Consider the following 12,767-nt stretch of genomic DNA (forward strand, 5'->3'; position numbering starts at 1 on the left):
GGCGTCGTCATGCTTGTTGTCCACCACCTGAACAACTCCCGCTCCCAGCGCGTGCTCTGGCTTCTGGAGGAGCTAGGGCTGCCCTACGAGATCGTGCGCTACGAGCGTGATCCCAAGACCATGCTGGCACCCAAAGCACTGCGGGACATCCACCCGCTCGGCAAGTCACCCGTGCTGGTCGATGGTGACCTGGTGCTGGCCGAGTCAGGGGCCATCGTGGAATACCTGGTGGGCCGCTACGGCAATGGCCACTTGAAACCCGCTCCCGGCACGGCCGATAGCCTGCGTTTCACCTACTTCCTGCACTACGCCGAGGGCTCGGCGATGCCGCCCCTGTTGCTGAAGCTGGTGTTCCAGCGCATGGAGTCCGCGCCGGTGCCCTTCTTTGCGAAGCCGGTGGCGCGAATGCTCGCGCGCGGCGCGCAAAAGGCCTTCATCGACCCCCAGCTGAAGACCCACCTGGACTATCTGGAAGGGGAAATCGGCAAGACCGGTTGGTTCGCCGGCACGGAGTTCAGTGCGGCCGATATCCAGATGAGCTTCCCCATCGAGGCCGCAGCCGGCCGCGCCGGGCTCGACGCCTCGCGGCCACACCTATGGGGCTGGCTACAGAAGATCCACGCGCGCCCGGCCTACCAGGCGGCACTGGCGCGCGGCGGTGAATACGCATTCGCGACCCCGCACTGACGCTGAATCGACCTTCAACTAGCGGGCTGCACGTTTACACGGCAATCACGGACGGGCCCGCAAAGTCGTTACCCATCGTAACGCCTGCAGAGGAAGCCACCCGATGAGCAGAAACCGCGAGTTTGCGCGCCAGGTCGAGAGCGCCGTCAACGGTGTATCGGGGCGCGTCCGCCATTACGGCGATGAGGCCGTGGATACCGGGCGGGATCTCCTGGACCGCACGCGTCGTATCACGAACAAGATTGGTAGCCGCCGGAACAACCAGAAGCTGCGTTATATGGCAGAAGACTTTGCTGACGAAGCTACCTATCAGTATCGCCGCCTGCGCAAGCAGGTGCGCCGGAACCCGGCCATCACTATTGGCATCGCCGCAGCGGCGATCGGTACGTTCCTGCTTATCCGTCACGCGTTGCGCGACGACGATTGAACCTGTCGCTAGGGGCAGGGGAAGGCCGGGAGCGATCCCGGCCTTTTTTTATTTATGTCGCCTCAGCGCTCACGGCACGGGCGGCTTGTCGACAGGGTGCTGCTCGACGATCTTATCCACACGCCAGTGCACGCGCGAAGCATCGGCTGGCGGATTCTTCACTTCGATCTCAGTCACCTTCACCAGGTACTCGTTACCCGGCTTCCAGTCGAAGTTTTCGATAGGCGCATAGTTGAGCTGCCACGGCTGGTTCGGCTCTTCGCGAAACTGCAGGCACTCGGTCTTCATGGCGCCGGCACTGCAGGGGACCTTTTCCGAGGCGATGTACACGGTACGTTCGCGCGAACCGTGGTGCTCACCGGGGGTGGCGCAAGCGGCGAGCGCGAGGACAGCGGCGGAAATAAGTACGGTGCGCATGACGCGTCGTCCAGAACAGGTGGACTACAGGAATACCAGCTTCGCGCAGGGTCCGCCACCCACGGGGCGTGACGATTCAAGGGCAAACCGATGGCAATTGAGCCACCCATGTCGATGTAGGAGCGCGCTGAGATTGCGCGTTTATCCCCTCTTCGGGGGCGATGGGGGTTGCCGCGAGCACCCATCGCGCGCAAGCGCGCTCCTACAAAAAAGGGGCGCCGGAGCGCCCCTTTTCTTTTATGCGTACAGCGGGTTTGGCTTGTCCATGTCCAGCTTGTATTCCTTGATGGCGCGGCTGACATCCTTCGCATTGACCTTGCCATCCTTCGCGAGGGCGGCCAGGGCGGCGTGGGCGATCCAGTAGCGGTCCACCTCGAAGTGCGAACGCAGGTTGGCGCGGGTATCGCTGCGCCCGTAGCCGTCGGTACCCAGCACCGTGTAGCGCATGCCATCCGGCATGAACGCACGGACCTGGTCGGCGAACTCACGGACATAGTCCGTGGCGGCGATGGCCGGGCCCTGGCGATCGGCGAGCAAGCCCGTGATGTACGGCACACGCTGCGGCGATTCCGGGTGCAGGCGGTTCCAGCGCTCGGCGTCGAAGCCTTCGCGGCGGACTTCCGAGAAGCTCGGCACCGACCAGATGTCGGCGCTGACGCCGAAATCCTTCTCGAGCAGTTCGGCGGCGGCGATCACTTCGCGCAGGATCGTGCCCGAACCGAACAGCTGCACGCGCGGCTCGTTCTTCTTCGCCTTGCCGGCGTCCTTGAACAGGTACATGCCCTTGATGATGCCTTCCTCGCTGCCCTTCGGCATGTCGGGGTGGGCGTAGTTCTCGTTCATCACGGTGATGTAGTAGTAGACGTCTTCCTGCTCCTGCATCATCCGGCGCGTGCCATCCTGCAGGATGACGGCCAGCTCATAGGAGAAGGTCGGGTCGTACGAGATCACGTTCGGGATCGCGCCCGAGAGCAGGTGCGAGTGGCCATCTTCGTGCTGCAGGCCTTCGCCGTTCAGCGTGGTGCGGCCCGAGGTGCCGCCGATGAGGAAGCCACGCGCGCGCATGTCGCCGGCGGCCCAGCAAAGGTCGCCGATGCGCTGGAAGCCGAACATCGAGTAGTAGATGAAGAACGGCAGCATCGCCACGTTGCTGATGCTGTAGCTGGTAGCCGCCGCGAGCCAGGCGCTCATGCCGCCGGCTTCGCTGATGCCTTCCTGCAGGACCTGGCCCTTCTGGTCCTCGCGGTAGTACAGCAGCTGGTCGGCATCCTGCGGACGGTACTTCTGGCCGAACGGCGCATAGATACCGATCTGGCGGAACATGCCTTCCATGCCGAAGGTACGGGCTTCGTCGGCGACGATCGGCACCAGGCGCGGGCCAAGCTCCTTGTCGCGCAGCATAAGGTTCATGCCACGGACCAGGGCCATGGTTGTGGAGATCTCGCGCTCACCGGTGCCCTTGGTGATCTGCTCGAAGGCTTCCAGGGCCGGCGCGGTGAACTGCTTGTCGGCCTTGCGGCGACGCTGCGGCAGCGCGCCACCCAGCGCACGGCGGCGCTCGAGCATGTACTGCACTTCCTCCGAGTCCTTGCCCGGGTGGTAGTACGGCACTTCTTCGAGCTTGTCGTCGGAGACCGGGATGTTGAAGCGATCGCGGAACGCGCGGATCGCGTCGGTGTCCATCTTCTTCTGGTTGTGCGCCGGGTTCTGCGATTCGCCCGCGGCGCCCATGCCGTAGCCCTTCACCGTCTTGGCGAGGATCACGGTCGGCATGCCCTTGGTGTTCACGGCGGCGTGGTATGCGGCGTAGACCTTGTGCGGATCGTGACCACCGCGGTTGAGGCGCCAGATGTCATCGTCGGACATGTTGGCGACCAGCGCGGCCGTCTCCGGGTACTTGCCGAAGAACTTTTCACGCGTGTAGGCGCCACCGAAAGCCTTGCAGGCCTGGTACTCGCCATCCACGGTTTCCATCATCAGCTGGCGCAGCTTGCCCGAGGTATCGCGGGCAAGGAGCGGATCCCAGTAGCTGCCCCAGACGACCTTGATAGCGTTCCAGCCGGCGCCACGGAACACGCCTTCCAGTTCCTGGATGATCTTGCCGTTGCCACGGACCGGGCCATCGAGGCGCTGCAGGTTGCAGTTGATGACGAAGATGAGGTTATCGAGGCCTTCGCGGCCGGCCAGCGCGATCGCGCCGAGCGATTCCGGCTCATCCGACTCGCCGTCGCCCATGAAGCACCAGATCTTGCGATCCGACTTCGGGACCAGGCCGCGGTGCTCGAGGTACTTCCAGAACTGGGCCTGGTAGATCGCCTGGATCGGGCCAAGGCCCATCGAGACGGTCGGGACCTGCCAGTAATCCGGCATCAGGTACGGGTGCGGGTACGAGGAAAGGCCCTTGCCCTTGCCTTCCACTTCCATCCGGAAGAGGTCCATCTGGTCTTGCGACAGGCGGCCTTCGAGGAAGGAGCGCGCGTACACGCCCGGGGCCGAATGGCCCTGGTGGAAGATCAGGTCGCCCGGGTGGTCTTCGCTCGGGGCGCGCCAGAAGTGGTTGAAGCCGACGTCATACAGCGTGGCCGACGAGGCGAAGCTGGAGATGTGGCCGCCGAGGTCGCCGGGCTTGCGGTTGGCGCGGACGACGGTGGCCAGCGCGTTCCAGCGGATCAGCGAGCGGATGCGCCATTCGATGGCGGCATCGCCGGGGCTGCGCGCCTCCATGTGCGGCGGGATGGTGTTGACGTATTCCGTGGTCGGGTCGAACGGCAGGTAGCCGCCGGCACGACGCGTGGAATCGACCATGCGCTCCAGGAGGTAGTGGGCGCGTTCCGTGCCATCGTGGTTGATGACCGCGTTAAGCGATTCGACCCATTCCCGGGTTTCGGTGGGGTCGAGGTCCTGGTTGAGCACGTCGTCGATCTGGTCCATGGAAGCTCCGGCTGCGCCCTTGGCGCGCACATGGGGGACTGAAAGAGCCGCTGGGGTGCGGGAAAACCTGTTGATGATATCGCATCGATAAGGCATACGCGGCCGTACGGCCCACCTGAATCGATTCAAATTCACATAACTGCTTTGCGGGCCGGGGGTTTCGGGGGTTCCCGCCCGTTGTAGGAGCGCGCTTGCGCGCGATCGGGGCTGCCGCCAGCTCCCATCGCGTGCAAGCACGCTCCTACAACGACATTTCCATATGTTTCAGCTGGTTACGACTGGCGACGGGTGACGCCCGCGCGGATTTGCGCTTCCACGCAGGCCACCGAAGTCATGTTCACCACCCGGCGGACCGTGGCCTGCGGGGTGAGGATGTGGGCCGGCTTCGCCACGCCCATGAGAATCGGGCCGATCACCACGCCATCGCAGAGCACCCGGACCATGTTGTAGGCCGTGTTGGCCGCATCCAGGTTCGGGAACACGAACACGTTGGCCTTACCTTCCAGGCGCGAGTTCGGGAAGATCCGCTCGCGCAGCTCGGGGGTGAGGGCCACGTCGGCCTGCATCTCGCCTTCGACTTCCAGCTTGGGCACGCGCTCGCGGATCAGGTTCAGTGCTTCACGCATCTTGCGCGAGTTACGCGTCTCACGGCTGCCGAAGTTGGAGTTCGAGAGCAGCGCGATCTTCGGCTGGATACCGAACAGCTTCAGGCGGATTGAGGCCTGCAGCGTGGCTTCGGCGATCTGCTCCGCGGTCGGGTCTTCCTGGACGTAGGTGTCGAGGAAGAAGAACGTGCCCTTCTCCGTCGCCACCGCCGCCATGGCCGAGGCTTCGCAGACACTATCGTCGAGGCCGATGATGTGGCGGATGTAGTCGAGCTTGCTCTGGTAGGTGCCGACCAGGCCGCAGATCATGGCATCGGCCTCGCCGCGCTCGACCATCAGCGCGGCGATCACCGTCGGGCGCGAGCGAACCACCGCCTTGGCCGAAGCGGGGGTGACACCGTTGCGCTCCATGATCGAGTGATACAGCTTCCAGTATTCCTCGAAGCGCGGATCCGAGTGGATGTTGCACATCTCGAAATCCACACCCGGCTTCAGGCGCAGGCCGGCGCGCGCAATGCGCTTCTCGATGACATCCGGGCGGCCAACCAGGATCGGCCGGGCCAGGCCTTCATCGACCACGGTCTGCACGGCGCGCAGCACGGTCTCTTCCTCGCCTTCTGCGTAAACCACGCGCTTCGGATCGGCCTTGGCGCGATCGAACACGGGCTTCATCAGCAGGCCGGTACGGAAGACGAAACTGGTGAGCTTCTCGATGTAAGCCGGGAAATCCTCGATCGGGCGCTCGGCCACGCCGGAGTCCATCGCGGCCTGGGCGATTGCCGGCGGCAGCTGGATCAGCAGGCGCGGATCGAACGGCTGCGGGATCAGGTACTCGGGACCAAAGCTCGGCGGTTTGCCACCATAGGCGCGCGCGCTGACATCCGAGGATTCGCGGCGCGCGAGTTCGGCGATGGCCTTCACGCAGGCCACCTTCATGTACTCGTTGATGACCGAGGCACCCACGTCGAGCGCGCCGCGGAACAGGTACGGGAAGCACAGCGCGTTGTTGACCTGGTTCGGGTAATCCGAACGGCCCGTTGCCATGATGCAATCCGGGCGCACGGCCTTCGCGTCTTCCGGCAGGATCTCCGGGTTCGGATTGGCGAGCGCGAAGATGATCGGGCGCTCGGCCATGGTCGCGACCATCTCCGGTTTCAGGATGCCGCCGGCGGAAAGGCCCAGGAAGATATCGGCGCCGTCGACGATCTCGGCCAGCGTACGCTTGTCGGTGTCGCGCGCGTAGCGCTGCTTGTCCGGATCGAGATCGGTGCGGCCGGTATGGAGTACACCATCGCGATCGAACGCGAGGATGTTCTCCTTCTTCATGCCCAGGGTCACGAGCATGTCGACGCAGGAGATACCCGCGGCGCCCATGCCGGTGGTGGCGAGCTTGACGTCTTCGATCTTCTTGTCGGTGACGAGCAGCGCGTTGAGCACCGCGGCGCCAACGATGATGGCCGTGCCATGCTGGTCATCGTGGAACACCGGGATCTTCATGCGTTCGCGGAGCTTGCGCTCGACGACGAAACACTCCGGCGCCTTGATGTCCTCGAGGTTGATGCCGCCGAAGGTCGGCTCGAGACTGGCGATGATGTCGACGAGCTTGTCGGGGTCGGTCTCGTTGATCTCGATGTCGAACACATCGATGCCGGCGAACTTCTGGAACAGCACGCCCTTGCCTTCCATGACCGGCTTGCTGGCCAGCGCGCCGATATTGCCGAGGCCCAGCACCGCCGTGCCGTTGGTGATCACGGCGACCAGGTTGGAGCGCGCGGTGAGTTCGGCGGCTTCCCTCGGATCCGCCACGATCGCGTCGCATGCGGCGGCCACGCCAGGCGAGTACGCCAGCGACAGGTCGCGCTGGGTCAGCAGCGAGGTGGTGGGTGTGACCTTGATCTTGCCCGGGCGGGGAAGGCGGTGGTATTCGAGGGCGGCTTGCCTCAGTTCCTCGGAGATGGCCATGGGATCCTGTGGGACGTAGCGGGTCAATGAGGGGGCGCTGGCCATGGGCCGGCGCGGCAGGCCACCGATGTTAACACCGCGCCCCCGCCATCCCCTTGCTGCGGTGTGTCGCTTTCCGACAAGCAGTGATACCCGGCGCCTACGTATACGCCGGGCGCATACCTGCATTGCATCGCCATGCGCCTGCGTACGCTGATCCTCCCGTCACGGCCGGAGGGTCGCAATGCTGAAATCTCCTTCAATCCTTGCGCTTGCGTTTGTGGGACCGGCCATGGCTGGACCCGCCTCTTCCCCGCTCGCCGACGCCCGCGCGCCGCTGTTCGCCGTCGCGTCTGACGGGCGCGCCGCGGCGGTGGTCGAATTGCCCCTGGCCGATGGCACGCCGTCGGCGTTTCGCATGGTCGATTCGCGCACCTTGCCGCCAGGCTTGATGCGCCGGTTCCCGGCCATGCGCAGCTTCCGCGGCGAGGATGGTGCGGGGCGGGTGGCGCGTCTCGATTACGCGGCCGACGTCGCGCGGCTGAGCATCCGCGATGGGGCGCGGTGGTCGCACCTGGCGGTACCGCTGACCACCCAGCCTCTCGTGGCCCCCGGCCCCGTCGGGGCGAGGTCGGTGGCTTCGCCGCGCGCGCTAATCGCCACCGAGGAGAAACCCTGGGCACCATGGGCGCAGGTGACCGTTTCAGCCCCCGTCCGTTACGAGTTCCGACTGGCCCTGGCGGCGGGCAGCCGGTTCACTGCCACCCACGGCGGCACGCGCGATGCCGCGCTGGGCACGCTCGCCCACATGGCCAACCGGGCGAACGAGGTTTTCGAGAACGACCTCGGCGTGCACTTCACCCTTGCGGCGAACAACGAGCGCCTCGTCATCACCGATCCTGAGGGTGATCCGATGCAGCATGGGGAACCGCGCACCGCCGCGGTCGAACTGATCGACCGCCGGCTCGGTGCGAGCGCCTACGACCTCGGCCATGCCCTGCTCGGGCCCGACCTGTTGGGCGGCGAGTCGGCGACGGGTACCTCGTGCAGCGATGCGCGCGATGCCGATCTGTTCGCCACACACAAGGCCGCGGCCTGGAGCGGCGCGGCCGATCCGGAGACCGCGTTCGCGGGCATGCTGTTCACGCTCGCCAACCAGCTAGGCGCACCGTTCCGACCGAACGCCTGCTGGCACTGCCTGTCGTTCGACGGTGCCAGCATCGGCCGCGTCCGCAGCTGGCTCGGCTCGCGCGGCGGCCGTTGTGCGAAAAAGGTGCTGGTCGATGCCGCCGCGCCATGGATCGATCCGCAATCATGGGAGGAGCCACCGATGATCCCGGCGCGCACACCGTTCTGGCTGGACGCAAGCGTCGAAGCATCCATGCCAGATCGACACCTAACGTACACCTGGGACCAGATCGACGAGGCGCCGCTGCGCACCGCCGCGCCACCCACCGCGCGCACCCGCCGCGAGTTCACAACCGCCCTGCCCGCCGCGGCGCGCTGGATGGATTACCGGCTTACAGTGCGCGACAACGGCGGCGCCACGGCGACACGGGCCAGCATGGACCTGCGCGTGCAGGTGATCGACACTGGCCGTCCCTTCGCGGTGCTACCGACAGCCGATACCGCGACGGCTTCGCCACTGGTCGTCCGCTGGGATCCCGCGGGCACGACCTCGCCGCCGCTCTCCTGCCACTTCGTCGATATCGCGCTATCCCGCGACAATGGCGCCACCTGGCAGCCACTGGCTACCGGCGAACGCAACGATGGTGAGGCGAGCCTGCCGGTGCCGGAAGGTGCGTCCGCCGAACGGGCACGCCTGCGTATCGCGTGTGACTGGCGCCCGTTCTTTGCGGAGTCCGCGGAGCCGTTCCGCATCGGCTGAACGCGTCAGAGGCCGAGCGAGATTTCCTCGGCTTCCACGCCAGCCATGTGGATATGGTTCACGAACAGCGAAAAGGCCAGCTTCCCCGCCAAACCGTGCACATGCTGCATCCACGGCGGAAGGTAGCGCGGGGCGGCGATATCGCCATTTTCGAAATGGGCTTCGAGCGACATCACGTCGTGCAGGGCCAGCTTGCCGGCGAACAGGTTGCGTAGCAGGTCGAGCCGGCGCTGGCGCAACGCCCAGCGGAAGAAAGTGTGCACCGCGAGTAGCCCGGTGAGGTAGACGTTGTCCTTCGCGAACGCCGCTCCGCCCGTGAGCGGCACGCCGCGGAACACGCGCTGCGCCGAATGGAAGCTATCTGGAACGCTTTGCCCGCATACGCGGAAATAGCGGAAGACCTCGACGAAATCCGCACCGTTCATCGCCATGTCGATCGCGAGGATGCGCAGGCTGATGCGCTTGAGCCGGGAAATATCGATGGCGCCCGACATCAGTTCGGCGAACACCGCGAGGCCTTCCTGCGTTGCGGTCACGCGTGGCGAGGTGCGCGCCAGTGAGGCCAGGACGGGTTGCTCACGGCCGTTCAACGCGGTGAGCGAGTGGACGAAGGCTTCGTGGGCCAGCAGCTGGTGCCGGTCATACTCGGTGAATCGCGCGCCGCCGCGCAGCCGGATGCGCGTCGCGCCCGCTGCGGCCTTGGCAGTGAGTTCCGGATCGACTTCGACGGCGATGGTGCCGGGGTCGAAGAAGGCGTCGAGCCTCGCCGTCATGTCGCGGCGGAGTTCCTCGGCACTGATGTGGCCGGCCGCATCCTCCGTTTCCAGATCGGCGCCAAGCTCATCGGCCAGGTTCACGAAATAGGCAGCCGCGTCGAGATTGCTGCGCGTGCTGCCTGGGATAGCGTCGCCGGGCCGGCCGTAGAGGAGTACCGAAGCGTCGGTCACGCCCTCGGTCCCCGCGGCTTCGAGCATGCGCGAGGCCACCCGCCATGATTCCGCGGTGCGCCGGAGGTAGTCGGCGATAGGGTGGTCTTCGCCCGCCTCCGCCTCGATCGCCTCGAGCTCCGCCCGGGTCTCGGACAGGTCCGGCGTGTTGTAGTGGATCACCGGGACCGAAACGCGCCCTGCGCTGAATTCCTCGATCAGCCGCTCTTCGACCGAGGCCGGCCACGACACCGTAGGCAGGATGCGGATATTGCGCACCGCCACGAGGAGGCGGTGATCGAGCGCCGAAAAGCGGCGCATTTCGGGGGAAAGGGGAACGGACTCAGCCTTGGCGTGCATGCCCCGGAGTATAGGCCACGCCCGGCACACCTTAGGAGCGTGCCCGGAACCCAGGCCTCACCGCGATGAGATGTACTTCTCGCGGCGGATATGTTGAACCGCCAGCCCATGCTCCTTCAGCGCCGCAAAGGCCGCATCCACCATGTTCGGGTTGCCGCAAAGGTAGGCGATATCCCGCTCCGCGGTGGGCTCGAGCTCGGCCAGCATGTCCTGCACGTAGCCCACGCGGTCGTGGGGCCGCGGGTTCGGGCGGGGGCCGCGGCTGAAGCACGGGTGGAAATCGAAGCCCTCGTGCTTGCGGGCGAACGCGTCGAATTCCTCGCCGTAGAGCAGTTCACCCTCGTTGCGGGCGCCGTACAGCAGCACGAAGCGGCAGCCGCGCGAGGCCATCAGGGCCTCGATCTGCGGCAGCATGGCGCGGTACGGGGTGACGCCCGTGCCCGTCGCGATCAGGATATAGCGGGCGTTCTGGTCGCCATCCATCAGGCAGAAACGGCCATACGGCCCGCTGGCGTCGATCGCGCCGCCCTCCTCCAGCCCGCTCAACAGGCCGGTGGCCGCGCCGCCATCGACGTAGGAAACCGCGATCTCGATGCGCTGGACCGGGCCCGACCCATCGCCCACGGTGCCCACGGAATAGCTCCGCTTGGTCGGCTTGCCGTCGTCGTACTGGAAGTGGACCTGCAGGAACTGCCCCGGCACGAAGGCCAGGGGCTGGCCATCCGCCCGCTCGAAGGACAGGTGCCGCACCGAGGGGGCGAGCATGAAGCTGTCGGCGAGGCGGAGCTGGAATTGTTCGGCCATGGAAAGTCTCTGTTGACGCCAGGGAACAAGGTCGCCCGGCAAAGCCCGGTATAATAGGCGGCTTGTCATCCCGGCGCAGCCCATGACCACTCCTGCCTTACACGTCAAAGATTTACGGAAAACCTACGGTAACGGTGTCGAGGCCCTGAAGGGCATCTCGCTCACCGTCGAGCCGGGGGATTTCTTCGCCCTGCTCGGTCCGAACGGTGCCGGCAAGTCCACCCTCATCGGCATCCTCTCCTCGCTGGTCAACGCCTCCTCGGGCGATGCCGAGGTGTTCGGCGTCTCGATCCACAAGCGCCGCAGCGATGCCATGCGCCTGATCGGCCTGGTGCCCCAGGAACTCAACTTCAACCAGTTCGAGAAACCGTTCGATATCTGCGTGAACCAGGCCGGTTTCTACGGCATTGGCCGCACGGAGGCATCGGAGCGTGCGGAGAAGTACCTGAAGGAGCTGCGCCTGTGGGACAAGGCGCACCTGCAGGCGCGCACACTCTCGGGCGGCATGAAGCGCCGCCTGATGATCGCCCGCGCGATGATGAACGAGCCGAAGCTGCTGATCCTCGATGAGCCGACCGCCGGCGTGGATATCGAGATCCGCCGTTCCATGTGGCAGTTCGTCAGCGGTATCAACGCGGCGGGCACCACCGTGATCCTCACCACGCATTACCTCGAGGAAGCGGAGCAGCTCTGCCGCAACATCGCCATCATCGACCAGGGCCGCATCGTCAAGAACACGACGATGAAGAGCCTGCTGTCGACGCTGGACGTCGAAACGTTCGTGCTCGATGTGAACCGCACCGCGGGCGAACTGCCTGCCCTGCCCGGCGTCACCCTGCGCGTCATCGACGACCACACGCTGGAAGCCGAGATGTCCCGCGCGCACGACCTCAATTCGCTGTTCGCCGCCCTGTCGGCGCACGGCATCACCGTCACGTCGATGCGCAACAAGGCCAACCGCCTCGAGGAACTGTTCGTCCGCCTGGTCGAGCACGGCCGGGAGAACGTCGCATGAGCAACCATCTCGTCGCCCTCGGCACGATCGTCCGTCGCGAGATCGTGCGCATCATGCGCATCTGGACGCAGACACTGATCCCGCCGGCCATCACGATGACGCTGTACTTCGTCATCTTCGGCAAGCTCATCGGCAGCCGCATCGGCACCATGCATGGCTTCACCTACATGCAGTACATCGTGCCCGGCCTGGTCATGATGAGCATCATCACCAACAGCTACGGCAACATCTCGTCGTCGTTCTTCGGCGCCAAGTTCGGCCGCTTCGTGGAAGAGATGCTGGTCTCGCCGATGCCGAACTGGGTGATCCTGCTCGGTTACGTCACCGGCGCCGTCACCCGCGGCCTCGTCGTCGGCGTGCTGGTCCTGCTTATCGCGCTGTTCTTCACCGACCTCCACGTGGCGCACCCGATCACCACGTTCTTCTCGGTGTTGCTCGGCGCCACGGTGTTCTCGCTCGCAGGTTTCGTCAACGCGGTGTATGCGAAGAAGTTCGATGACATCGCGCTGGTGCCGACCTTCGTACTCACCCCGCTCACCTACCTCGGCGGCGTGTTCTACTCGGTCGACCTGCTCAGCGAGCCGTGGCACAGCATCTCGCTGGTGAACCCGATCCTGTACATGGTGAACGCCTTCCGCTTTGGCGTCCTCGGCGTCAGCGACGTACCCATCGTTACCGCCTTCGTCGTGATGCTGGTGTTCGTCGTCGGCCTAAGCGCCGTTGCCCTTCGCCTGCTCAGCCGCGGCGTCGGCCTGCGGTCGTAAGC

General features: G+C 65.5%; 10 protein-coding genes. 5 read left to right on the forward strand and 5 right to left on the reverse strand.

Annotation, left to right across the window (positions count from 1 at the left end):
• Positions 1 to 9: 9 nt before the first annotated feature.
• Both VGN46_RS12935 and VGN46_RS12940 read left to right on the forward strand, forming a co-directional pair.
• On the forward strand, positions 10 to 687 hold the full coding sequence (locus tag VGN46_RS12935; RefSeq protein WP_331644150.1) for a glutathione S-transferase: 678 nt from the start codon (positions 10 to 12) through the stop codon (positions 685 to 687).
• Positions 688 to 790: 103 nt separating this feature from the next.
• Positions 791 to 1,114, forward strand: coding sequence for a hypothetical protein (locus VGN46_RS12940; protein ID WP_331644119.1), 324 nt, complete (start codon positions 791 to 793; stop codon positions 1,112 to 1,114).
• 69 nt (positions 1,115 to 1,183) lie between these two features.
• On the opposite strand, the gene VGN46_RS12945 is transcribed toward VGN46_RS12940, so the two are convergent.
• The 3 genes from VGN46_RS12945 to VGN46_RS12955 form a co-directional block, all read right to left on the reverse strand.
• Positions 1,184 to 1,531 carry a DUF4377 domain-containing protein gene (locus tag VGN46_RS12945; RefSeq protein WP_331644120.1) on the reverse strand — a complete coding sequence of 116 codons (348 nt, stop codon included), beginning with the start codon at positions 1,529 to 1,531 and terminating at the stop codon, positions 1,184 to 1,186.
• Positions 1,532 to 1,768: 237 nt separating this feature from the next.
• Entirely contained in the window at positions 1,769 to 4,462 is a 2,694-nt protein-coding gene (aceE, locus tag VGN46_RS12950; RefSeq protein ID WP_331644121.1) for a pyruvate dehydrogenase (acetyl-transferring), homodimeric type, read from the reverse strand.
• Between the two features lie 272 nt (positions 4,463 to 4,734).
• The gene (locus VGN46_RS12955) at positions 4,735 to 7,029 is read right to left on the reverse strand and encodes an NADP-dependent malic enzyme (protein ID WP_331644122.1); all 2,295 of its coding nucleotides are present in this window, start codon (positions 7,027 to 7,029) and stop codon (positions 4,735 to 4,737) included.
• A gap of 271 nt (positions 7,030 to 7,300) precedes the next feature.
• Between VGN46_RS12955 and VGN46_RS12960 the strand changes: the two genes are divergently transcribed.
• Entirely contained in the window at positions 7,301 to 8,896 is a 1,596-nt protein-coding gene (locus tag VGN46_RS12960; protein ID WP_331644123.1) for a reprolysin-like metallopeptidase, read from the forward strand.
• A 5-nt stretch (positions 8,897 to 8,901) separates the two neighbouring features.
• On the opposite strand, the gene VGN46_RS12965 is transcribed toward VGN46_RS12960, so the two are convergent.
• Both VGN46_RS12965 and VGN46_RS12970 read right to left on the reverse strand, forming a co-directional pair.
• A complete protein-coding gene (locus tag VGN46_RS12965; protein WP_331644124.1) occupies positions 8,902 to 10,143 on the reverse strand; it encodes a flavohemoglobin expression-modulating QEGLA motif protein in 1,242 nt (413 codons plus the stop codon).
• A 96-nt stretch (positions 10,144 to 10,239) separates the two neighbouring features.
• Positions 10,240 to 10,986: an FAD-binding oxidoreductase gene (locus tag VGN46_RS12970; RefSeq protein ID WP_331644125.1), complete on the reverse strand. Its 747-nt coding sequence runs from the start codon at positions 10,984 to 10,986 to the stop codon at positions 10,240 to 10,242.
• An 82-nt stretch (positions 10,987 to 11,068) separates the two neighbouring features.
• Between VGN46_RS12970 and VGN46_RS12975 the strand changes: the two genes are divergently transcribed.
• Both VGN46_RS12975 and VGN46_RS12980 read left to right on the forward strand, forming a co-directional pair.
• Positions 11,069 to 12,001 carry an ABC transporter ATP-binding protein gene (locus VGN46_RS12975; protein WP_331644126.1) on the forward strand — a complete coding sequence of 311 codons (933 nt, stop codon included), beginning with the start codon at positions 11,069 to 11,071 and terminating at the stop codon, positions 11,999 to 12,001.
• On the forward strand, positions 11,998 to 12,765 hold the full coding sequence (locus tag VGN46_RS12980; protein ID WP_331644127.1) for an ABC transporter permease: 768 nt from the start codon (positions 11,998 to 12,000) through the stop codon (positions 12,763 to 12,765). Before VGN46_RS12975 ends, VGN46_RS12980 begins: the two co-directional genes overlap by 4 nt.
• The last annotated feature ends 2 nt before the right edge of the window (positions 12,766 to 12,767 follow it).

Origin of the sequence: Luteibacter sp., from assembly GCF_036500425.1 — a bacterium.
GTDB lineage: Bacteria > Pseudomonadota > Gammaproteobacteria > Xanthomonadales > Rhodanobacteraceae > Luteibacter.